Genomic DNA, 22,015 nt, shown 5'->3' with positions numbered 1-22,015 from the left:
AAAGCAAAAGTGGCACTCAGTATGCAAGAACACGGATTTTCAACGTTGAAAATATTCGAACTTCAACGTTAATCAGATTGAATCCATTTGGATCAACCGAACTCTAAACTTCTTTCCATCGCATCAGAGCTGAAGCCTGACAAACATCTTCCGGAGAAGTTTTTGAACCCACCCCTGTCTCCTCGATCACCGCAAGCCACACGCTACAGCACGGCAGCCATCGTGTTGCACTGGCTGCTGGCGCTGGTGATCGTGGCCATGTTCGTCGTCGGCGTGTACATGACCGACCTGCCGTTTTCGCCGCAGCGCCTGAAACTCTATAACTGGCACAAATGGGCTGGCGTGACGTTTTTGGCGCTCACTGTGTTGCGCCTGCTGTGGCGCGCCACGCACCGCCCGCCGGCCCTGCCCGCAGCCATTGTGCAAGCCATGCCAAGCTGGCAAAACCGCGCTTACCATGCCACGCATCATCTGATGTACCTGTTGTTTCTTGCCGTGCCGCTGATGGGCTGGGCCTACAGTTCGGCGGCCGGTTTCCCGATCGTCTGGTTCGGACAGATCCCATTGCCAGACTTGCTTCCGCCCGACAAGGAGTTGGCCGAGCTGATCAAGCCGCTGCATAAAGTGCTGGCGCTGGCACTGATGGCGCTGGCTGGACTGCACATCGCCGCCGCACTGAAACACCAATGGGTGGACCGTGACGGACTGCTGTCGCGCATGCTGCCTGGCAGGGTTTGGTAACCCCTATTCACCATTTTTTGGAGTCCCCGGATGAAACCTCTTCATTTTGTCCCTGCATTGCTCGCGGCCGCACTAGCCGCAGTCGCCCTGCCCGCCGTCGGACAGCAGAAGCTTCTGCCCGCCCAGAGCGACATTGCTTTCGAGATCAAACAAATGGGCGTGCCGGTGCTGGGGCACTTCAAAAAATTCGACGCCCAAGTAGACTTTGACGCCGCCAAACTCGCCACCAGCAAGGTAACATTCACCGTGGACATTGGCAGCGCCACGCTGGGCTCGCTCGAGATGGATCACGAGTTGCCCAAGGCCACCTGGTTCAACGCCGCCCAATTCCCGCAGGCCCGCTTCACCTCCTCGGCCTTCAAGGCGCTGGGCGGGGCCAAGTACGAGGTGGCCGGCAAACTCGCCATCAAGGGCCAGACGCGCGATGTGACGGTGCCGCTGGCCATGACACAAAGCGGCGCGGTGACCACGGCCACGGGCATGCTGCCGATCAAACGGCTGGCTTTCAAAATTGGCGACGGCGAATGGACCGACACCTCGATGGTGGCCGATGACGTGCAGGTCAGATTCAAGCTGGCCTTGAGCGGGCTGCCCAAGATGCCCTGATTGAATTTGTTCAAGTTTTTTACTTCTCCCTTCCCCTTCCCTTAACCTTTCCACTGGAGTTTTCCATGCGTTCTAATGTTATTGCTGCGGCTGCCCTGGCCCTGCTCGCGGGCATGTCCCAAGCCCAGGCGGCCAACTACGCCATCGACCCGTCGCACACCTACGTGACCTTCGAGATCGGCCACTTCGGCACCTCGACCAACCGCGGTCGTTTCGACAAAAAAGAAGGCAAGGTGGAATTCGACCGCGCCGCCAAAACCGGCAAGGTCGAGATCGCGATCGACACCGCATCTGTCAACACCGGCTTTTCCAAGTTCAATGAACACCTGCAAAGCGCCGACCTGTTCGACTCGGCCAAGTACCCCAGCGTCACGTTTGTTTCCGACAAATTCAGCTTCAGCAGCGACAAGCTGACCGGCGTGACCGGCAAGTTGACGCTGCTGGGCAAGACCCAGCCGGTCACGCTCAAGGCTGTTAACTTCAATTGTTATGAAAATCCCATGCTCAAACGCGAAGTGTGCGGCGGAGACTTCGAGACCTCCATTGACCGCACCCAGTTCGGCATGAACTACGGCATCGACTGGGGCTTCCCCAAGAACGTGCGCCTGCTGATCCAGGTGGAAGCGGTCAAACAGTAAGCGCGCACACCTCGCGCCCGAAGGATTCCACCTTGTTCCAGTCGGTGAACTCCACCACCGCCTTGGGGTCGGTGGGGCCTTTGGTGATGAGCATGATGAAGCGGATCATCTGGCGATCGATGAAACCATAACGAGGGTAGTCAAGCTTGCCGGCGAACACCGCCGTCAGGGCCGGTTTCCAGGCAACACTTTTCAGGAACTTGCGGCAATAGGGGTTGGTTTCAGGGGTGTTCTTGTCGGGTTTGCGCGCCACAATGTTGACCGAAAAAAAGGCGCTCGGGCGGCTCTCCAGCAGCGCCTGATGCCGGTTGATGAACTCGGCCACCAGCGGCTGGTGGTGGCCGTAGCGGATGCTGGCGCCGACCACGATGCGGTCGAAACTGGCCAGATCGAGCGCATCGGCTTGCGCCAACAGGATTACTGTGACCTGGCTGCCCAACGCTTCCATCACCTGCTGCAGCCGCTGGCAAATGCGAAGCGTGTGGCCATCGGTGGTGGCATAGGTGATCAGGGTGCGTTGAGCAGCGGGAGCGTTCATGAGGAGACCTATCAGTTACAAAGGATGCTCAGTGTAGAACTTGCCGCCGTGGTAGAGCAATGGTGCGACGCCGCTGCGGTGCGCGCAATGTTCCACTTCACCGACAAAAATCACATGGTCGCCCTCTGTGTAGCGGCTGCGGTTAAAACACTCGAAAGTGGCCACGGCACCCGCCAGCAGGGGCGCACCACAGGCGCCATTGACGAAATCGACATCGGCAAAACGGTCCACGCCGCGGCTGGCAAAGCGCTGCGCCAGTGCCTGCTGGTCTGCCGCCAGAATGTTGATGGCGTAGTGCGAGCCCTTGCGAAAGGCCTCCATCGAGGAGGCGGCCTGCGACAGGCTCCACAGCACCAGCGGCGGACTCAGCGACACCGAATTGAACGAGTTGGCGGTCAGGCCAATCAGATGGCCATCACGGGCGCGCGCCGTGACGATCGTGACGCCGGTGGCGAACATGCCCAGGGCGGTGCGAAATTCTGCGCTGGAAAAAACGGGGGGGCGGGCGCTCAGGCGCTGTGCGGTCAAAGACATCCGCTGGAATTTAACCGATATCGCATAAACGCAAACGGCGAGCGGGCAATATCGATCCTATTCGCTTGTGTTTCAGCGCAAGCACAATTCTGATGACGATGGAAAATCTTCATTGCGATTTCATTTGTATAAATAAAATTTATCTTGCCATTTGATCAGAATAGCAAGCGAGTTCGGAGCCCTTCGGGGCTCCTTTTTTATGTTTGCTCGCTATTGGGCAGGCGCTGCAGCTGCAGCTGCGCCAGCGCGCTGTAAAGCGGCACGCACAGCAGGCGCGAAACACCGCTGGCCACCACGGCAGTGGCCATCAGGCTCAGCACCAGTTCATGACCCGCCACCATCTCCATGACGATGATGAACGAGGTTAGCGGCGCCTGCGTGACAGCGGCCAAAAAACCCACCATGCCCAGAGCGATCAGGGTGGGCGCGTTGGCATAGTTCATGAACTGCGCCAGGTCGTTGCCCAAGGCGCCGCCGATGGACAAAGCCGGGGCAAAGATGCCGCCGGGCACACCGGCCCAAGCGGTGATCCAGGTGGCTATGAACTTGAGCAGCACGTAAATTGGCGAGGTGTCGTCGTTGCCTTCGAGCATGGCGCGGCTGTGCGCGTAACCGGTGCCAAAGGTGTCACCGTGGCTGACCAGCCCGATGACGGCAACCGACAAGCCGCAAGCGGCGGCAAAAGCCACGGGGCTGCGCTTGCGCCAGCGGCTGAAACGGTCGCCGGATTCGCCCCGGATCGACACCAGCAGCACCCTCGCAAACAAGCCACCGGCCAAACCGCTGAGCACCGCCACCGCCAGCCCCGGCAGCAGCAGCGCCATGCTCAGGTTTTGCACCTTGATGACACCAAAATAGGTGGCGTTGCCGTAGATCGACACGGCCATCAAACCGCTCAGCACAATGGCCGCGAGCAGCAGACCGCTGGAGCGCTGCTCGGGTTTGCGCGACAACTCTTCAATGGCGAACATGACACCGCCCAGCGGTGTGTTGAAGGCCGCAGCGATTCCGGCGGCGCCGCCGGCCATCATCAGGCCGTGCTCCGACACCTGCGACTTGTCGGGCAACCAGCGCCGCGCATGGTGCATGACACCGGCGGCAATTTGCACCGACGGCCCCTCGCGCCCCAGCGACAGGCCCGCCAGCAGGCCCCAGGTAGCGAGCGCCATCTTGGCCAGAGTGAGTTTGACTGACACAAACAGGCTGCGGTTGGCCGGGGCCACGCTGCCATCGAGCGCGGCCATCACCTGCGGAATGCCAGAGCCAGCGCTGCCCATGGCATAACGACGCATGACCCAGACAATGGCAGCGGTGCACAAGGGCGTCCACAGCAGCGGGCTCCACCAGTAGCTTTGCTGCATCCGCTCAAAGAGGCCAAAAGCCAGTTCGGTCATCCAGGTGAACGCCACCACGGTCAGCCCGGCCAGCGCGGCAAACACCATCACCAGCACGCGCCCGGCCCAAGCCCGCCAGTCCACCGCCTCCTTGTGGATGGAGTGCAGGATTTCGTCGCGATTGACATCAGGATTCATGAACGTCCAGGGGGTCGGGCAGCGGGCCTTGGCAAATGGCTTTTCAACATGGATTGTGTGGGCAAACTACATTGGCACGAATATATTTAAGGATAATGATTGCAACTGGAAAGCTGTGTTGGACAGTCGCCACAGTCAACCCGAAGGAAGTGTTTCATGATCAAAGTCGGTCTGGTAGGTTTCGGCAAAGCCGGGCAAGCGGTGGCGCAGGTGCTACAGGACGACCCGCGCTATAAATTGTGCTGGATTGCGCGCCGCTCTGCTGTCGCCTCGGCAAAACCCGCCCCCGACGCTGGGGTGCCCATGGCGACGCTGGCTTCACCAGACGACTGGGGTCAGTGGCTCGATGCGCACCCGGTCGATTCGCTGGTGGACTTCTCAAGCCCCGAAAGCCTGCATCTCTACGGCGAACAGGTGCGCCGCAGGGGGCTCATGCTGGTCAGCGCCATCTCGGCCTACAGCGACGCCGACCTGGCTTACGCGCATACCCTGGCAAAAGATGCCCGCGTGCTGTGCTCGCCCAACATCACGGTGGGCATCAACTTCTTGATCATGGCGGCGCGGCTGCTGCGCAAGATCGCGCCGTTTGCCGACGTTGAAATTGTCGAGCAGCACTTTCGGGAAAAACCCGAGGTGTCTGGCACGGCGCGCAAGATTGCGCAAAGCATCGACGTCGATGAAGACCGCATCACCTCGCTGCGGCTCGGTGGCATCGTCGGCCACCACGAGGTGATTTTTGGCTTTCCGTACCAGACCGTGCGGCTGATCCACAACTCGATCGAACGCCGCGCCTTCGGCACCGGGGCCGCCTTTGCGCTGGCCGAACTGGCGCAGTGCGAGAACGGTTTTTACACGTTCGACGACCTGATGATGCGCATGGTGCGCAAAGAGTTGCTCAACCGACCCGCCCAATAAAACTTGTCAGGCGTTGGCCGGATTCGGGCCTATGATTCCGGGTTGAAGCTTCAACCAAACGGGTCTTTATGCCGCGCACCAACGCAACCACCAGCCAGCCAACCCAGTCCAGCCGGGTGCTGCGCCGCTTTCGTGTGGTGTTCAACGCCGTGCGCAGCCACTTCAAGCAGGTTGAAAAACAGGTGGGACTGGGCGGAGCGCAGGTCTGGGCCTTGAGCGTGATCCGCGACCAGCCCGGCATCGGCATGGGCCAGTTGGCCAGGAGCATGGACGTGCACCAGTCCACCGCCAGCAACCTGGTGCGCGTATTGCAGCACAAAGACCTGCTTCGCATGGACAAGGACAAAGAGGACAAGCGCCATGTGCATCTGCACGTCACATCACAGGCGATGGATTTGCTGGCCAAGGTGCCAGGGCCTTTCGAAGGGGTATTGCCGGCCGCGCTCGACCAGTTGAACCCGCTTACCCTGCAGCGTCTGGATCAGGATCTGGCCGAACTGATTGCACTGCTGCACGCCGACGAGACCGCCGGACAGCTGCCGCTGGCGCACCTGTAACGCGGCGTTGTCAGGCAGGCGATCCCAGCGTTTCCCAGCGCTCCAGAGCGGCCATCAACGCGTCGTCGATCTGGGCACTACGGGTGGCCAGCTTCAGGGCGCGGGCGTTGTCGATGGCGTACAGGCTGCCATCGGCCAGCAATTCAGCAATTTCCTTTTGCTCGGCTTCCAGCGCCGCAATCAGGTCGGGTAGCGCGTCTAGCTCGCGCTGTTCCTTGAAGCTGAGCTTGCGGGTTTTGGCGGGAGCGGGAGCGGCACTGGCAACGGGCGATAGGGCAGGCGCAACCGGGCTGCTTGATGCCGCAACTTGCGTCTTTGCGACTGACTCGCGTTCGTAGTGAAACGGCTGCGCGCCTTTTTGGCCCTTGCTTTTGGCGATTTCGCTGGCCCGCTGGCTCTGCGTCAGCCAGTCGGTCACGCCGCCCTCGTACTCGCGCCATTTGGCGTCGCCCTCGTAGGCAATGGTGCTGGTGACCACGTTGTCGAGAAAGGTGCGGTCATGGCTGACCAGAAACACCGTGCCGTCAAAGTTTTGCAGCAGTTCTTCTAGCAGTTCCAGCGTGTCGATGTCGAGGTCGTTGGTGGGCTCGTCGAGCACCAGCACGTTGGCGGGGCGGGCGAACAGGCGCGCCAGCAGCAAGCGGTTGCGCTCGCCGCCGCTCAGGGAACGCACCGGTGAGTTGGCCCGTGCCGGCGAGAACAAAAAGTCGCCGAGGTAGCTTTTGACGTGCTGGCGCCGGTTGCCGATCTCGATCCATTCGCTGCCCGGGCTGATGAAGTCTTCCAGCGTGGCGTCGAGGTCGAGCGCGTTGCGCATCTGGTCGAAGTAAGCCACGGTGATATTGGCGCCCTGGCGGACCGTGCCCCAGGCGCTCTCGCCCGGACCCGGCTTGGGCGCGTTGGCGGGTGCCGGATCGGGCTTGAGTTCGCCCAGAATGAGCTTGAGCAGCGTGGTTTTGCCGGCGCCGTTGGGGCCGAGCAGGCCGACCTTGTCGCCGCGCAAAATCACGGTGGAAAAATCATCGACGATCTTGTGCTCGCCGAAACCCTTGCTCACATGCGTGAGTTCGGCCACCAGCTTGCCACTGGCGGCGCCGCTGGCCAGGTCAAGCTTGACGCTGCCCAGCGCCTCGCGCCGTGCCTCGCGCTGGGCCCGCAGCACGGCCAACTGGTTGATGCGCCCCTGCGCCTTGGTGCGCCGCGCTTCCACGCCGCGGCGAATCCACACCTCTTCTGCGGCAAGTAGCTTGTCGGCGCGCGCGTTGATGACGGCCTCCTGCGCCATCTGTTCTTCCTTTTGCTGCAGGTAGGCGGAAAAGTTGCCCGGATAACTCAGCAAACGGCCACGGTCGAGCTCGACGATGCGCGTGGCCACGTTGTCCAGAAACGAGCGGTCGTGGGTCACAGTCACGATGCTGCCCTTGAAGTCAGACAGCAGGCCTTCGAGCCACTCGATGCTGTCGAGGTCCAGGTGGTTGGTAGGCTCGTCGAGCAGCAGCACGTCGGGCGCGGCCACCAGCGCCTGCGCCAGCGCCACACGCTTCTTGTTACCCCCCGACAGCGTGCCGATCCTGACGTCGGACTCCAGGTGCAGCCGGTGCAGGGTCTCGCCCACGCGCTGCTCCCAATTCCAGCCGTCCAGCGACTCGATTCCGCTTTGCATCGCATCCAGGTCGCCGTGGCCTTGCGAATATTCATCGATCAGCGCGATGACCCGGGCCAGGCCGGCGCTGACCGCCTCGAAGACGGTCATGTCAGCATCGAGCTGCGGCTCCTGCGCTACAAAGGCAATGCGGGTGTTGCTTTGCACCTGCAAAGTGCCGTCGTCGGGCTTTTCCAGTCCGGCCAGAATCTTGAGCAGCGACGATTTGCCGGCGCCGTTGCGACCGATCAGGCCGACGCGCTCCTGCGTCTCCAGGGAAAAAGTGGTGTGATCCAGCAGCGGGACGTGTCCGAAAGCCAGTTGTGCGTCGAGGAGTGTGATAAGTGCCATGTGGCGCGCATTATCCCTTGCCCGGTGCGCGCCGCAGGCCCTGGGAGTGGGCTTAGCCCAACAGTGTGTCAGGATGAATATAGGCGTAGCCCAGCGCGAGTGCCACAGCCGCGTAGGTGACTTGGCCCTGGGCCACATTGAGGCCGTTTTTCAGGTGCGGGTCATCCTTGAGCGCCTGCTGCCAGCCCTTGTCGGCCAGCGCCAGCGCATGGCCGATGGTGGCACTGTTGAGCGCAAAGGTGCTGGTGCGCGCCACCGCGCCTGGCATATTGGCCACGCAGTAATGCACCACGCCGTCCACCACAAAGGTGGGCTCGGCGTGGGTGGTGGCGTGCGAGGTCTCGAAGCAGCCGCCCTGGTCGATCGCCACATCCACCACCACCGCACCCGGCTTCATGCGCGAGACCATGCCGCGCGTGACCAGCTTGGGTGCAGCGGCGCCGGGAATCAGCACGCCGCCAATCACCAGATCGGCATCGAGCACCGCTTCTTCGACGCTGTGGGCAGTTGAATAGAGCGTGCTGATGCGGTTGCCAAACACCAGGTCCAGCGCGCGCAGTGGGTCCACGTTTTTGTCGAGCACGGTCACCCTGGCGCCCATGCCCACGGCCATCTGCAGCGCGTTCATGCCGACCACACCGGCGCCCAGAATCACCACATGGGCGGCTGGCACACCGGGCACACCACCGAGCAGCACACCCATGCCGCCCTTGGATTTTTCCAGGTGGGCGGCCCCGGCCTGCACTGCCATGCGCCCCGCCACCTCGCTCATCGGCGCCAGCAGCGGCAGACCGCCACCCGGGCCGGTGATGGTCTCGTAGGCAATACACACCGCGCCCGACTTGACCAGCGTCGCCGTTTGCTCGGGGTCGGGCGCCAGGTGCAGGTAGGTGTACAAAATCTGCCCCGGGCGCAGCATGGCGCACTCATGGGCTTGCGGCTCCTTGACCTTGACGATCATCTCGGCCGCGGCAAAGACCTGCGCCGCATCCTGTGCCAGCGTGGCACCTGCGGCCAGATACTGATCGTCGCTCAAGCCAATGGCAGCACCCGCCCCGGTTTGCACCAGCACCTGGTGGCCATGGTGGGTCAGTTCGCGCACGCTGGCCGGTGTCAGGCCGACGCGAAATTCGTTGTTCTTGATTTCCTTGGGCAGTCCGATCAACATGCGAATCTCCTTGAAATGGAAAATCCAAAGTGTGCGTCAAACCGCCTGACAATGGCGGCCTATTTGTCAATACCGTTTCAAATTTTGCCCTCCACCCTGCCACCTGTTGCGCCACCGCCGCCGTCGCGCCACCGCTGGGTGCGCTGGGTCTGGCTGATTTGCGGCGCGCTGTGCCTGCTCCTGGGTTTCATCGGCATTGCACTGCCGCTGTTGCCCACCACCCCTTTTGTGCTGCTGGCCGCCTATTGCTTTTCGCTGGGCAGTGCGCGCTACGAGCAGTGGCTGCTGGGGCACCCGCGCTTTGGCCCGATGGTGCGGGAATGGCGCAGCCAGCGCGTCGTTCCGCTACGCGCCAAGCAGGTCGCCTGGTTCACCATGACGATCAGTTCCGGCATCGCCTGGTGGTTCATGCCGGCCAGCATCGGCTGGGTTCCCGGCGCCTGCTGCGCGCTGGTGGCGCTCTGGATGTGGCGCCTGCCCACTTCGGACAGGCGCTGATCAAATCCCCCTAGCGGCTGCTCGGGAAACTGAACACCGCGCCTTCACGCACACCGGCACTCGGCCAGCGCTGGGTGATGGTCTTGCGCTTGGTGTAAAAGCGCATGGCATCCGGACCGTAGGCGTGGAGGTCGCCAAACAGGCTGCGCTTCCAGCCGCCAAACGAATGGTAGGCCACCGGCACCGGCAGCGGCACGTTGATGCCGACCATGCCGACCTGGATGTGGTCACTGAAAAAACGCGCGGCTTCGCCGTCGCGGGTAAAGATGCAGGTGCCGTTGCCGTACTCGTGGGCATCGATCATGTCCATCGCCTCCTGCAGGGTCTGGACACGCACCACACCCAGCACCGGGCCAAAGATCTCCTCCTGATAGGTCACCATGCCGGGCTTGACGTTGTCGAACAGGCAGGCGCCCAGAAAGTATCCGCTCTCATGGCCTGGCACACTCACACCGCGGCCATCGACCACCAGCGTGGCGCCCTCTCTCACGCCCTGATCCACATAGCCCCTGACCTTCTCGAAGTGCGCCCTGGTCACCAGCGGGCCCATGTCGCAGGCGGCGTCGGTGCCGGGGCCGACCTTCATCTTGGCGATTTCGACCTTGAGGCCGGCCACCACCGCGTCGGCAGTCGCATCACCCACCGCCACGACCAGCGGAATTGCCATGCAGCGCTCGCCGCAGGAGCCATAGGCTGCGCCCATCAAGGCATTGACGGCGTTCGGGATGTCGGCATCGGGCATGACCACGGCGTGATTCTTGGCGCCTCCGAGCGCCTGCACGCGCTTGCCGTGGGCGCAGCCGGTTGAATAGATGTACTCGGCGATCGGCGTCGAGCCGACGAAGCTGACGGCCTTGACGCGCGGGTCGGTGAGCAAGGTATCGACCGCCTCCTTGTCGCCATGCACCACATTGAGCACACCCGGTGGCAGGCCCGCTTGCAGCGCCAGTTCGGCCACCAGCAGCGTGCTGGACGGGTCGCGTTCGGATGGCTTCAAAATGAAGGTGTTGCCGCAAGCCACCGCCATCGGCCACATCCACAGCGGCACCATCACCGGAAAGTTGAAAGGCGTGATGCCAGCGCACACCCCCAGCGCCTGGAATTCACTCCACGAATCCATGGTGGGGGCGACGTTCTTGCTGTGCTCGCCCTTGAGCAGTTCGGGGGCATAAGAGGCGTATTCGACATTTTCAATGCCGCGCTGCAACTCTCCCAGCGAGTCGCTCAGAACCTTGCCGTGTTCGGCGGTGACCAGCGCGCAGATGGCGTCGGCGTTGTCTTCGAGCAAGACTTTGAGCTTGCTCATGATGCGGGCGCGCTTGAGCGGCGGCGTGTTGCGCCAGGCCGGGTACGCCGCCTGGGCGCTGCCAATGGCCTGTTCCACGGTGAGCTTGTCGGCCAGCGGCACGCGCTTTTCAGCCTGTCCGGTGGCGGGGTTGAAGACATCAGCCTGGCGTGTGCCGCCGGCCACCAGTTGACCGTCGATCAGGTGTTTGATTTGCGGAAGGTCTTGGATTATGGGTAGGTTTTGCATGATCAGGCAGTTTGGTTGATGGTTTCACCCAGGGCATTGACCAGGCTGTCAATCTGCGCGGGCGTGGAGATGAAAGGCGGCGCCAGCTGGATGGTATCGCCACCGTAGCGTACATAAAAGCCCTTGGCCAGCATCGCCTTGGCAATCTCATAGGGGCGTTTGGCGGGCTCGCCGGGCTGCGCCTCGATGGTGAAGCCTGCCGCCAGCCCCAGGTTGCGGATGTCGGCCACGTGCTTGCAGCCCTTGAGCGAGTGCACGGCGTTCTCGAAATGTGGGGCCAGCGCCTTGACACGCTCGATCATGTTCTCGCGCACCAGGATGTCGAGCGTGGCCAGGCCCACCGCGCACGGCACAGGGTGCGCCGAGTAGGTGTAGCCATGGGCAAATTCAAGCAGGTAGTCGGGCCCGCCAGCAGCCATGAAGGTATCGTAGATTTCTTTCTTGGCAATCACCGCACCCAGCGGCTGCGCGCCGTTGGTGATCTGCTTGGCACAGTTCATGATGTCGGGCGTGACGCCAAAGTATTCCGCGCCGGTGTATGTGCCCAGGCGGCCAAAGCCGGTGATGACCTCGTCAAAAATCAGCAGGATGTTGTGCGCGGTGCAGATGTCGCGCAGGCGCTGCAAGTAGCCTTTGGGTGGTACCACAACGCCGGCCGAACCCGACATGGGCTCGACGATGACGGCCGCAATGTTGCTGGCGTCGTGCAGCGCAATCAGCTTGAGCAAGTCGTCGGCCAGCTCGGCGCCGTGTTCGGCGCAGCCGCGAATGAACGAGCCCGCCGGCGGCTGCGTGTGCGGCAGGTGGTCGGCCGCAATGCCCTGGCCAAACACCTTGCGGTTGCCGCCGATGCCGCCCACCGAAATGCCGCCGAAATTGACGCCGTGGTAGCCTTTTTCGCGGCCGATCAGCAGACTTTTGCTGCCCTGGCCCTTGGCGCGCCAGTAAGCCCGCGCCATCTTCAAGGAGGTGTCGGCCGACTCGGATCCCGAGCCGGTAAAAAACACGTAATCGAGCCCGGCGGGGGTGAGTTCCTTGAGCTTGTTGGCCAGCGCAAACGACAGCGGGTGGCCGAACTGGAAAGCGGGCGAGTAGTCGAGCGTGGCGAGCTGATGGCGTGCCGCCTCAACAATCTCGGCGCGGCCGTGGCCCAGGCCGCAAGTCCACAGGCCCGACAGGCCGTCAAAAATGCGGCGGCCGTCGATGTCGGTGTAGTACGCACCCTCGGCGCTGGCCATCATGCGCGGATGCGCCTTGAAGTCGCGGTTGCCGGTGAAGGGCATCCAGTGCGCGTCGAGCCAGGCGGCGTCGGTGCGCGCTCGGGTCAGGGCTTGGGTATCGGGCATGTTCATGGGTTCTCCAAAAGAGCAGATTGGCGATTGTGCGTGACTCTGTTACTCTTATAAATATTTAACTATCACAGCTTGGTTGTAAATCCATGCAAGTAAAAACCCGCGCCGCCCTGGGCCAGCTCAGCGACATGGACATCCGCCTGCTGCGCGTGTTCAAGACCGTGGTGGACTGCGGCGGCATGGCGGCCGCCGAGCTGGAACTCAACATTGGCACCTCCACCGTGAGCCGCCACGTCAAGGATCTGGAAACGCGCCTGGGGCTGACCTTGTGCCGGCGGGGTCGCGCCGGATTTGCCCTGACCCCCGAGGGTGAGCAAATTTATGCCGAGACGCTGCGCCTGTTGGCCGGGGTCGATGACTTTCGCAGCCGCGTCGACGAAATTCACCAGCGCATGGGCGGCGAACTGCACATTGCCGTCTTCGACAAGACTGCCAGCAATCCAGCTGCGCATATCGGGGCTGCCATCAAGCTGTTTGCCGGGCAAGCCCCCGATGTGCGCCTGCACCTGCACGTGGCGCCGCTCAACGCGATTGAGCGCGGTGTGCTCGACGGCCAGTTTCAGGTGGGCATCATTCCCGGCCACCGCAGTTCGGCCGTGCTGACCTATGACGAGCTGTTCACCGAGACCATGTACCTCTACGCCAGTGTCGAGCACCCTTTGTTTGCCGCTACGCCTGCGCTGGAACCGCAGAACTGGGCTGCGCTGCGCGCCTACGCTTTTGCCGGCCTGGGCTACCACTCGCCCAACATGGAACTGACCCAGCAGGTGCAACTGGCGCGCACCGCGACCGGTTATGACCAGGAGTCGATTGCGACGCTGATCCTGTCAGGCTGCTTTTTGGGTTTTTTACCCGACCACTATGCGGAAAGTTTTGTCCATCTGGGCCGGATGCGCGCCGTGCAGCCGCAAACCTTCCATTACCGTTGCAGCTTTTTCAGCATCGTGCGGGCCTCGCCGCAGCCCGCGCGCGTCACGCAGGCGTTTCAGGCCGCGTTGCGCCAGGCGCATCCAGCCGTCGTTTAACGTTTCTTTTTGGCCTGAATCACGGTCCAGGCCAAGCGGGCGGCTGCCACCACATTGACCGCGATGACAGCCATCGCCTGCCAGAACGGCAACTCATAGCCCGAGGCAGCAGAGTAGATCAGCAAAGCGGCCAGTGCCAGGGCGCCGATCAGCATGGCGAGCACGCCACCGTTCAAGGCGCCGCGTTGCAGGTGTTTGGAGATCATGGGGCAAATCTGAAATGGTTAAAGTTGGCGACAATTTTACGGACCATCGAAAACACCTCATGACACCTGAACATGGCCTGATCGACTGGGGCATCGTGGCGATTTTTGTCACCGTCTATGCCGGTATGATTCTGGGCGACTTGCCGCGTCTCAAGCTCGACCGCTCCGGCGTGGCACTGCTGGGCGCGATCAGCGTGATCGGCCTGGGCGCCATGAGCACCGCGCAGGCGGCAAGCGCCGTGGACTTGCCCACCGTGCTGCTGTTGTTTTCGTTCATGGTGGTGTCGGCGCAGATGCGCCTGGGCGGCTTCTACACCGCCGTGACGCGCCAGGTGGCGGCGCTGCCGCTGGGGCGCAACGCCCTGCTCGGTGCCCTCATTTTTGTGGCCGGTGCCTTGTCGGCGGTGTTTTCCAACGACATCATCTGCCTGGCGATGACGCCGGTGGTGGCGCAACTGTGCCGGCAACGGCGCCTGAACCCGGTGCCGTTTTTGCTGGGGCTGGCCTGCGCCGCCAACATCGGCTCGGCGGCCACCCTGATCGGCAACCCGCAAAACATGCTGATCGGCTCGGTGCTGCACCTGCCATTTGACGGCTATGTGCGCCAAGCCCTGCCGCCTGTGGTGTTGAGCCTGGGCGTGCTGTGGGCCTGGCTGGCTTGGGGACCTGGCGCGCGTGCGTCTGCCAACCGCACGCTGCCGAACGAGCCGGATCGTTCGGCAAAAAATGCGGCGGGCGACGTCGTGCCAGTGGAATTGGCCAGCGGATATGGCCCACTGCAAGCCCCGCCATTCGACGCCTGGCAATCCGCCAAGGGGCTGACGGTGGCGACCGCCCTGCTGCTGGTTTTTTTGTTCACCGACTGGCCGCGCGAGGTGGCGGCACTGGTGGGCGCGGCGGTGCTGCTGCTGAGCCGTCGCCTGCACTCGTCCCACGTCATGGGTTTCGTCGACTGGCAATTGCTGGTACTGTTCATGGGTTTGTTCGTGGTGAATCACGCGTTCGAATCCACCGGTTTGGCTGCGCAGGTTGTGGCATGGCTGGCAACACAAGGCGTGCAACTGGCCGACCCCGGCGCCCTGTTCGTTGCCGGAGTCGGCCTGTCCAACCTGGTCTCCAATGTCCCCGCCGTGATGCTTTTGCTGCCGCACCTGAGTGACCAGGACGCCGGCGTGACGCTGGCGCTGGTGAGCACCTTGGCGGGCAATTTGCTGCTGGTGGGCTCGATTGCCAATTTGATCGTGGCGGACCTGGCACAAAAATGCGGGGTGGCGCTGGACTGGCGCATGCATGCCCGCGTGGGTGTGCCGGTGACGTTGTTGACGCTGGGTGTGGTTTGGGCATGGCTGCGCTGGCTTTGATGCCAGCTCAGGCCCGCGCGTCACCCCAGCGCAACTGAGTGGCGTCGTCGTCGTGGTATAGCGTGACACCATGGCGGTCCACACAGTAATCCGGCGACACAATCATTTCGTTGAAGTGCATATCGGCGGCAATTCGGGTGTACTCGAACAAAATGCTGCGCACCACCTTGCAACCGCTGCGCAAGTGGCTGCCGTGGCCAATCCAGGCCGGCCCCACAATCGCCACCCCCGGATCGATGCGGACGCTCGAACCTATATAGACCGGCCCTTCGATGTTGACCTGATGCCATGTGATGGATGTGTTCAGGCCGACCCAGATGCCCGGTTTGATCTCGCGCCCCGGCATGGTCATGTCGGCCACTTCGCCGCGCAGCACCTGTTGCAATACCGACCAATAATCACCGACCCGCCCGATATCGAGCCAGGTGAAAGGACGGTTCTGAACGAAAAATGGCACATCATGCGCCACCATGTCGGGGAATAACTGGGAGCCGATGTCGTAAATGGTGCCCGGCGGGATGAAGTCCAGCACAGCCGGCTCGAAGATATAGATGCCCGTGCTCGCCAACGTTGATTTAGCCTCGGCGGGACTGGGTTTTTCCTGGAAAGACTGAATGCGTCCGTCAGCTGCTGCCACCACGATGCCATAGCTTTGCACATCGGACAAGGGGACGTCCATGGCCACCACGCTGGCCATGGCTTTCTTGGCGTCGTGTTCGGCCAGCGCTGCCGTGATGTCCAGATCGATCAGGGCATCGCCGCACAGCACCAGCGTGGTCTCATCAAAGAAACCGCTGAAATCCTGAATACGCCGCATGCCGCCCGCCGACCCCAAGGGTCGCGGCAAAATTTCGCCCTGATCGCGCACGCCTTCGTAGGCGTAGCCGATCTGCACCCCCCAACGGCGGCCATCACCAAAATACTCTTCAATTTTTTGATGGTGCCAGGCCACGTTGACCATAATCTCGGTGATGCCGTGCCGTGCCAGATGCTCAATCAGGAACTCCATCACCGGCTTGCCCAGAATCGGCACCATGGGTTTGGGAATGTCCCGCGTCAAAGGGCGCACGCGGGTACCTTGCCCGGCGGCCAGAATCATGCCTTTAGCCATTTTGGCCGCCTATCAATTGCAGACTTCAGCGCACGATCAACACGGGCACCTTGCAATTGGCCAGCACCTTGGTGGCCACCGAACCCACCACCAGATTGACCAACGCGCCGTGGCCATGCGAGCCCATCACCACCAAGTCGAATTTGCCATCATCGGCTAGCTTGGCGATCAGTTCGCCAGCGTTTCCGGCTTTCCAGATCGTTTTGGCTTTGACGCCATGGCGCTCCAAAAACTTGCTGACCGGCGCGATCACGCGCTGGCCTTCGTCCTCGTAGTACTTGGCGACCAGTTCCTTACCCAATGCGGAACGCGCCTGCGTGGGCAGCACCAGTTGGGCGGTGAACGCCACGTATTCGTTCTTGGGCGAGAACAATTCATTGGCAGCCAGGTAACCCAGCATTTTCTTGGTGTACGCACTGCCATCGACGGCGAGAAGAATCTTCATGAGGGAACTCCTTAAACGGGACGCCAGTTTACCCAAGCCGCGCCGCGCTGGCTTGTCTCTGGTCAACAAACCGGCATCAAGGCGCAAAGTGAATGCCAAAACCGCGCTGCAAAACGGACATGGAGCACACTGCATGCGCAATGACAACCGGGTCATTGCACCAGTTGCGCCTGCAGTCCGGCCTGTTGCAGCGCGGTCAGCACCTCAGTGATGTGCTGCGGGCTGCGGGTCTGGATCACCAGCTCGATCTCGACGTTTTGCGCCGCCAGGGTGGTGAAGGCGCGCTGGTGGTGCACCTCGTTGATATTGGCCCCGGCGGCGGCCACCGTGGCGGTGATCAGCGCCAGCGTGCCAGGCACGTCGCGCGCACTCACCTTCAGGCGCGCCAGGCGGCCGGCGCGCACCATGCCGCGCTCAATGATGGCCGCCAGCAAGAGCGGGTCGATGTTGCCGCCGCACAGCACCACGCCCACCTTTTTGCCTTTGAAACGCTCGGGGTATTTCAGCATCGCGGCCAGGCCGGCGGCACCGGCGCCCTCGACCAGCGTTTTCTCGACTTCGAGCAGCATCACGATGGCCTGCTCGATGTCGCCTTCATCCACCAGCACAATGTCGTTCACCTTGTCGCGAATGATGGCCTGCGGCAACACGCCGGGCGTGCCCACCGCGATGCCCTCGGCAATGCTGCTGTTGCCCTGCGGCAGGTGGGTGCCCTTGATGGCGTTGTACATGCCCGGGAAACGCGTGGCTTGCACGCCGATGATCTCGATGCCGGGCTTGATCGCCCTGGCCGCCGTCGCCATGCCTGCAATCAGGCCGCCGCCGCCAATTGCCACCACCAGCGTGTCGAGCTCGGGCACGTCTTCGAGCATTTCCAGCGCCACCGTGCCCTGGCCGGCCACGATGTCGGGGTCGTCATAGGGATGAACAAAGATCAGATGTTGCTGCTCGGCTAAGCGCAAGGCATGGGCGCGTGCTTCGTCCAGGGTGTCGCCGTGCAGCACGATGTCGGCGCCAAAGCCGCGCGTGCGCTCGATCTTGACGCCGGGCGTGAAGCGCGGCATGACGATCACCGCCCGGATGCCGAGCCGCTGCGCGTGGTAGGCCACGCCCTGCGCATGATTGCCGGCGCTCATGGCAATGACGCCGCGGGCGCGCTCGTCGGCACTGAGCTGCGACAGCTTGTTGCAGGCCCCGCGCTCCTTGAACGAGGCGGTGAACTGCAGGTTCTCGAACTTGAGAAACACCTGCGCGCCGGTGATGTCCGAGAGCGTGCGCGAGGCCACGCAGGGTGTGCGCAGCAGGTGGCCTAGCAGGCGGCGGGCCGCAGCTTGAATGTGTGAGAGTTCAATCATGGCAGCATTGTGCACGTCTTGCGCCGCCTTATCTCACGCGCGTACCGAGCCAGGCAGCCCCCACAATCAGCACGCCGGCCAGCGCCACTGGCCAGGTCAGAGCGCGATCGCTCACCCACAGCAGCATGGACGTGGACAGCAATGGCGTCAGGTAGCTCAGCAAGCCGATGTGGCGCGCGTCACCGGTCTTGAGCGCCTTGTCCCACAAAAAGAAGGAGCCGCCCAGCGGCCCCAGACCCATCAGGCCGATCAATGCCCAGTCGCGCAGGCTCAGGCTCACAGCAGGCTCCATCAGCGCGTGGCAGAGCAAGGCGAGCAGGCCCGAGATCCAGGCAAAAGTGCCAATGGCGGCGGTGTCGAAATGCGGCACACGGCGCGTCAGCAGCGAGTACGTGGCCCAGATGATGGCCGCGACTGCGGCGGCCAGATAACCCCAAAGTCGATCGTTTTGCAGACCACCTAGCACCTGTCCCCCCGCATCGGCACCGCCATCCACGCTGGCCAGAATCACGATGACGGCACCAGCAAAACCAATCAACCCGGCCAGCACATGTTGCCAGCGCATGGCCAGCCCCGGCAGCAACACCGGCGCCAGCACCACGATCAGCAGCGGCCATAAGTAATTGACCAGATTGGCCTGTACCGGCGGCGCATTTTGCAAGCCGACAAAAAGCAAGAAGTGGTAGCCAAACAGACCATAGACACCCAGCGCCAACGTCGGCCACGGCACCCGCCACGCCGCCAGCCTGAACCCCGACAGCGGCAGGGCAATCAACCCGCCGATCAGCAGCGACAGGCCAGTCAGCAAAAACGGCGGCACATGGTTCAAGGCCACCCCCAGGCTGGCCAGGCTACCCCACATGGCGATCGCGGCCAGCGCCAACAAGTTGGCGCGCGCGTGAAGATCGTGCTTCAAGAGCGCTGGTCAGTAGAGGGTTTTTGCCACAGGTTGATGCCGCCCTCGACCGCGTGCTGGTTAATGGCTTGCAGTTCTTCCGCACTGAAACCCGGTTGACTCAAAGCCCCGGCCAACTCGGTGATTTGTGCAGCCGAGCTGGCGCCAATCAGGGCGCTGGTCACGCGCGCATCGCGCAACACCCAGGCGATGGCCATCTGCGCCAGGCTTTGGCCGCGCGCCTGCGCCATGTCGTTCAGGGCGCGCACATGGCGCAGGTTTTGTTCGTTCAAAAATTCGGGCCTGAAAGAGCCGCCGCCGGGCCGGTTGATGCGCGCGTCGGCCGGGATGCCATTGAGGTATTTGTCGGTCAACAGACCCTGCGCCAGCGCGCTGAAGGCGATGCAACCCATGCCGGTGTCGTCCAGCGCATTGAGCAGGTCTTCTTCGATCCAACGGTTCAACAGGCTGTATGACGGCTGGTGGATGAGTGGGCGCACGCCCATGCTCTTGAGCAGGGCGGCAGCTTCACGCGTTTTGCCGGCCGAATAGCTGCTGATGCCCACATACAAGGCCTTGCCCTGCTGCACCGCGCTGGCCAGCGCGCCCATGGTTTCTTCGAGCGGCGTGTCGGGATCGAAGCGGTGCGAATAAAAAATGTCCACATAGTCCAGCCCCATGCGCTGCAGGCTTTGGTCGAGGCTGGCCAGCACATACTTGCGCGAGCCACCGCCCGAGCCGTAAGGACCGGGCCACATGTCCCAGCCGGCTTTGCTGGAGATGATGAGCTGGTCGCGGTAGGGTTTGAAGTCGCGCCGCAAATGCTCGCCGAAATTGGTCTCGGCGCTGCCGTAGGGCGGGCCGTAGTTGTTGGCCAGGTCAAAGTGGGTGATGCCCGCATCGAACGCGGTGCGCAGCATCTGGCGCTGCGTGGCCAGCGGTGTATCATCGCCAAAGTTGTGCCAAAGCCCGAGCGATAGGGCGGGTAATTTCAGGCCACTGTTGCCGCAAAAGCGGTAGGGCATGGTGTCGTAGCGGGCGGAATTGGCTTGGTAGGTCATGGCAGTGGTGCAGCTTTCAGGGCTGCATGCTAGCACCGGCCCTCAAGCGCGCACGGCGTCCTGCTTGATGAGGTCGGCGGCTTTTTCGGCGATCATGATCACCGGCGCATTAGTGTTGCCGCTCACGATGCCCGGCATGATGGAGGCATCGACCACGCGCAAGCCTTGCAAACCGTGCACGCGCAGTTCGGCATCGACCACATCCACCGGGCCCGGGCCCATGCGGCAGCTGCCCACCGGGTGGTAAATGGTGTCGGCCAGGTTGCGAATGGCCTGCTCGATCTCGGCATCGGTTCGCGCCCGGGCCGTGGCCGCCAGTTCGCGCCCGCCAAATTGCGCCAGCGCCGGCTGGGCCAGAATGCGGCGCACCTGCTTGAAGCCGCGCACCATGCGCGCCATGTCGTCGGGCTCAATCAAGAAGGCCGGGTCCACCAGCGGCAGCGCCAGCGGATCCTTGCTGGCCAGACGCACGCTGCCACGGCTCAACGGGCGAAGCAAACAAACATGACAAGAAAAACCATGACCGAGCGTGGTGGTGCGGCCGTGGTTGATGAGTTTCCCAATCACAAAGTGCAGTTGCAGGTCGGGGGTGGCCTCTGCCGGGTCGCTCTTGACGAAGCCGCCGGCTTCGGCAAAGTTGGTGGTCAGAATGCCGCTTCGCCGCTTGCGCCACTCAAAAATCCCCTTAAGAATGCTGAACGCGGCGCTGGGTGAGACACCAAACAACTCCTTGGCGCGCGGCGCATCCACCACCTGCACGACGTCGATGTGGTCGTGCAAATGCTGGCCCACGCCGGCCAAGTGGTGGATCGGCTCGATCTGCTGCGCCAGCAGGTGCTCGTGCGGGCCAATGCCTGACAGCATCAATATCTGCGGCGACTGGATGGCGCCCGCGCACAGCAGCACCTCGCGGCGGCATTTGAGGCGCCGCGTCTGGCCCTCGTGCACATACTCGACGCCCACGGCACGTTTACCGTCCATCAGGATACGGGTGGTGTGCGCGCCGGTGAACAGGGTCAAGTTGGGCCGCGACAGATTGGGCGTCACGTAGGCTTTGGCAGCGCTGTGGCGTTCGCCGTTTTTGTGCGTCACCTGGTAGCGACCAACGCCCTCCAGAACGGCACCGTTGAAATCGGCAGTGCGTGAATAACCGGCCTGCTCAGCCGCCTGCACAAAGCGTTCACTGAACGGGTTAGGACTGCGCAGGTCCATCACATTGAGCGGTCCGCCGGTGCCATGAAAGTCATCGGCGCCGCGCTCGTTGTGTTCGGCCTTTTTGAAATACGGCAGCACGTCGGCATACGACCAGCCGGGGTTGCCTTGCGCTGCCCAGGCGTCGTAGTCAGCCGGGTGGCCGCGGGTGTAAATCATGGCATTCAGGGAACTGGAACCGCCCAGCACCTTGCCGCGCGGCTGGTAACCGCAGCGGCCGTTCAAGCCGGGTTGCGGCACGGTATTGAGTTCCCAGCCCGACAGGCCGAACTTGGCCATCACCGCCAGGCCCGCCGGACAATGGATCAGTACGCTGCTGTCAACCGGTCCTGCTTCAAGCAAGGCCACCTTGATATCCGGGTCTTCCGAGAGTCGCCCGGCCAACACACAGCCGGCTGAGCCGCCCCCGATGATGAGGTAGTCATACATGAAGTTCTCCAAGTCCTGGCACATTGATAAACGCAAGCCCTGAGCACGTTAGCGCAAAAAAACCGGCATTTTTAGAGCCTGAGACCAAGATTAACCACAAATAATCGTCAGATTTACGGTACAGACTGTATTTAATCAACGAATTCAGGCATGATCACCGGCCCTGATTCAATGATAAAAACTGAGGGAGTTCGATGTTTTTCTTCACGTTATTCAGTCTTCTGGTGCCGAGGTCATGATGCCAAGTGACAATTCCCTGTCCTCTCAAGAAGCTGCAAAATCCTTGGGCCAGGGGCTGATCATGCCGGG

At 62.4% G+C, this 22,015-nt stretch carries 22 protein-coding genes; 8 read left to right on the top strand and 14 right to left on the bottom strand.

Features of this window, described 5'->3' with window-relative positions; genetic code table 11:
* Positions 1-162: 162 nt before the first annotated feature.
* The 3 genes from PHF15_RS06835 (at position 163) to PHF15_RS06825 (ending at position 1,985) form a co-directional block, all read left to right on the top strand.
* Entirely contained in the window at positions 163-741 is a 579-nt protein-coding gene (locus tag PHF15_RS06835; RefSeq protein ID WP_300119950.1) for a cytochrome b, read from the top strand.
* Positions 742-771: 30 nt separating this feature from the next.
* The gene (locus PHF15_RS06830) at positions 772-1,347 is read left to right on the top strand and encodes a YceI family protein (RefSeq protein ID WP_300119949.1); all 576 of its coding nucleotides are present in this window, start codon (positions 772-774) and stop codon (positions 1,345-1,347) included.
* A 65-nt stretch (positions 1,348-1,412) separates the two neighbouring features.
* On the top strand, positions 1,413-1,985 hold the full coding sequence (locus PHF15_RS06825; protein ID WP_300119948.1) for a YceI family protein: 573 nt from the start codon (positions 1,413-1,415) through the stop codon (positions 1,983-1,985).
* Here PHF15_RS06825 and hemG read toward each other — a convergent pair.
* The 3 genes from hemG to PHF15_RS06810 all read right to left on the bottom strand — a co-directional run bounded on the left by hemG (position 1,975) and on the right by PHF15_RS06810 (position 4,589).
* Positions 1,975-2,523, bottom strand: coding sequence for a menaquinone-dependent protoporphyrinogen IX dehydrogenase (hemG, locus tag PHF15_RS06820; RefSeq protein ID WP_300119947.1), 549 nt, complete (start codon positions 2,521-2,523; stop codon positions 1,975-1,977). The genes PHF15_RS06825 and hemG overlap by 11 nt on opposite strands.
* Before the next feature lie 15 nt (positions 2,524-2,538).
* Positions 2,539-3,057 (bottom strand): flavin reductase family protein, encoded by a 519-nt coding sequence (locus tag PHF15_RS06815; RefSeq protein ID WP_300119946.1) that lies wholly within the window; start codon positions 3,055-3,057, stop codon positions 2,539-2,541.
* Between the two features lie 197 nt (positions 3,058-3,254).
* Positions 3,255-4,589 carry a chloride channel protein gene (locus PHF15_RS06810; protein WP_300119945.1) on the bottom strand — a complete coding sequence of 445 codons (1,335 nt, stop codon included), beginning with the start codon at positions 4,587-4,589 and terminating at the stop codon, positions 3,255-3,257.
* 156 nt (positions 4,590-4,745) lie between these two features.
* On the opposite strand from PHF15_RS06810, the gene PHF15_RS06805 reads away from it, so the two are divergent.
* Both PHF15_RS06805 and PHF15_RS06800 read left to right on the top strand, forming a co-directional pair.
* Positions 4,746-5,504: a dihydrodipicolinate reductase C-terminal domain-containing protein gene (locus PHF15_RS06805; RefSeq protein WP_300119944.1), complete on the top strand. Its 759-nt coding sequence runs from the start codon at positions 4,746-4,748 to the stop codon at positions 5,502-5,504.
* 68 nt (positions 5,505-5,572) lie between these two features.
* Positions 5,573-6,061 (top strand): MarR family winged helix-turn-helix transcriptional regulator, encoded by a 489-nt coding sequence (locus PHF15_RS06800; protein WP_300119942.1) that lies wholly within the window; start codon positions 5,573-5,575, stop codon positions 6,059-6,061.
* 10 nt (positions 6,062-6,071) lie between these two features.
* On the opposite strand, the gene PHF15_RS06795 is transcribed toward PHF15_RS06800, so the two are convergent.
* The gene (locus PHF15_RS06795; RefSeq protein WP_300119940.1) at positions 6,072-8,054 is read right to left on the bottom strand and encodes an ATP-binding cassette domain-containing protein; all 1,983 of its coding nucleotides are present in this window, start codon (positions 8,052-8,054) and stop codon (positions 6,072-6,074) included.
* A 52-nt stretch (positions 8,055-8,106) separates the two neighbouring features.
* Positions 8,107-9,222 (bottom strand): alanine dehydrogenase, encoded by a 1,116-nt coding sequence (gene ald / locus PHF15_RS06790; protein ID WP_300119939.1) that lies wholly within the window; start codon positions 9,220-9,222, stop codon positions 8,107-8,109.
* 63 nt (positions 9,223-9,285) lie between these two features.
* Between ald and PHF15_RS06785 the strand changes: the two genes are divergently transcribed.
* The gene (locus tag PHF15_RS06785) at positions 9,286-9,720 is read left to right on the top strand and encodes a YbaN family protein (RefSeq protein ID WP_366520585.1); all 435 of its coding nucleotides are present in this window, start codon (positions 9,286-9,288) and stop codon (positions 9,718-9,720) included.
* A gap of 10 nt (positions 9,721-9,730) precedes the next feature.
* Here the strand turns inward: PHF15_RS06785 and PHF15_RS06780 are convergent, their stop codons facing one another.
* A complete protein-coding gene (locus PHF15_RS06780) occupies positions 9,731-11,254 on the bottom strand; it encodes a CoA-acylating methylmalonate-semialdehyde dehydrogenase (protein WP_300119938.1) in 1,524 nt (507 codons plus the stop codon).
* Between the two features lie 2 nt (positions 11,255-11,256).
* Positions 11,257-12,606, bottom strand: a complete 1,350-nt coding sequence (locus PHF15_RS06775) for an aspartate aminotransferase family protein (RefSeq protein WP_300119937.1) — start codon at positions 12,604-12,606, stop codon at positions 11,257-11,259.
* 86 nt (positions 12,607-12,692) lie between these two features.
* Between PHF15_RS06775 and PHF15_RS06770 the strand changes: the two genes are divergently transcribed.
* The gene (locus tag PHF15_RS06770) at positions 12,693-13,631 is read left to right on the top strand and encodes a LysR family transcriptional regulator (protein ID WP_300119936.1); all 939 of its coding nucleotides are present in this window, start codon (positions 12,693-12,695) and stop codon (positions 13,629-13,631) included.
* Here the strand turns inward: PHF15_RS06770 and PHF15_RS06765 are convergent.
* Positions 13,628-13,837: a hypothetical protein gene (locus tag PHF15_RS06765; protein ID WP_300119935.1), complete on the bottom strand. Its 210-nt coding sequence runs from the start codon at positions 13,835-13,837 to the stop codon at positions 13,628-13,630. The genes PHF15_RS06770 and PHF15_RS06765 overlap by 4 nt on opposite strands.
* 59 nt (positions 13,838-13,896) lie before the next feature.
* On the opposite strand from PHF15_RS06765, the gene PHF15_RS06760 reads away from it, so the two are divergent.
* Positions 13,897-15,198 (top strand): anion transporter, encoded by a 1,302-nt coding sequence (locus tag PHF15_RS06760; protein ID WP_300119934.1) that lies wholly within the window; start codon positions 13,897-13,899, stop codon positions 15,196-15,198.
* 7 nt (positions 15,199-15,205) lie between these two features.
* Here the strand turns inward: PHF15_RS06760 and PHF15_RS06755 are convergent, their stop codons facing one another.
* From PHF15_RS06755 to PHF15_RS06730, 6 genes are all read right to left on the bottom strand, one after another.
* Positions 15,206-16,309, bottom strand: coding sequence for an NDP-sugar synthase (locus PHF15_RS06755; RefSeq protein ID WP_300119933.1), 1,104 nt, complete (start codon positions 16,307-16,309; stop codon positions 15,206-15,208).
* A 25-nt stretch (positions 16,310-16,334) separates the two neighbouring features.
* Positions 16,335-16,754: a universal stress protein gene (locus tag PHF15_RS06750; protein WP_300119932.1), complete on the bottom strand. Its 420-nt coding sequence runs from the start codon at positions 16,752-16,754 to the stop codon at positions 16,335-16,337.
* Positions 16,755-16,906: 152 nt separating this feature from the next.
* Positions 16,907-18,109, bottom strand: coding sequence for a threonine ammonia-lyase (locus tag PHF15_RS06745; protein ID WP_300119931.1), 1,203 nt, complete (start codon positions 18,107-18,109; stop codon positions 16,907-16,909).
* 28 nt (positions 18,110-18,137) lie between these two features.
* A complete protein-coding gene (locus tag PHF15_RS06740; RefSeq protein WP_300119930.1) occupies positions 18,138-19,025 on the bottom strand; it encodes a DMT family transporter in 888 nt (295 codons plus the stop codon).
* Positions 19,022-20,065 (bottom strand): L-glyceraldehyde 3-phosphate reductase, encoded by a 1,044-nt coding sequence (gene mgrA, locus PHF15_RS06735; protein ID WP_300119929.1) that lies wholly within the window; start codon positions 20,063-20,065, stop codon positions 19,022-19,024. Before mgrA ends, PHF15_RS06740 begins: the two co-directional genes overlap by 4 nt.
* A gap of 42 nt (positions 20,066-20,107) precedes the next feature.
* The gene (locus tag PHF15_RS06730; RefSeq protein WP_300119928.1) at positions 20,108-21,706 is read right to left on the bottom strand and encodes a choline dehydrogenase; all 1,599 of its coding nucleotides are present in this window, start codon (positions 21,704-21,706) and stop codon (positions 20,108-20,110) included.
* Positions 21,707-22,015: the final 309 nt, after the last annotated feature.

It is taken from the genome of Rhodoferax sp. (assembly GCF_028689295.1).
Lineage (GTDB): Bacteria > Pseudomonadota > Gammaproteobacteria > Burkholderiales > Burkholderiaceae_C > Rhodoferax.
Note: the sequence above shows the minus strand (reverse complement) of the source record. Positions and strands in the feature narration are given on the sequence as shown.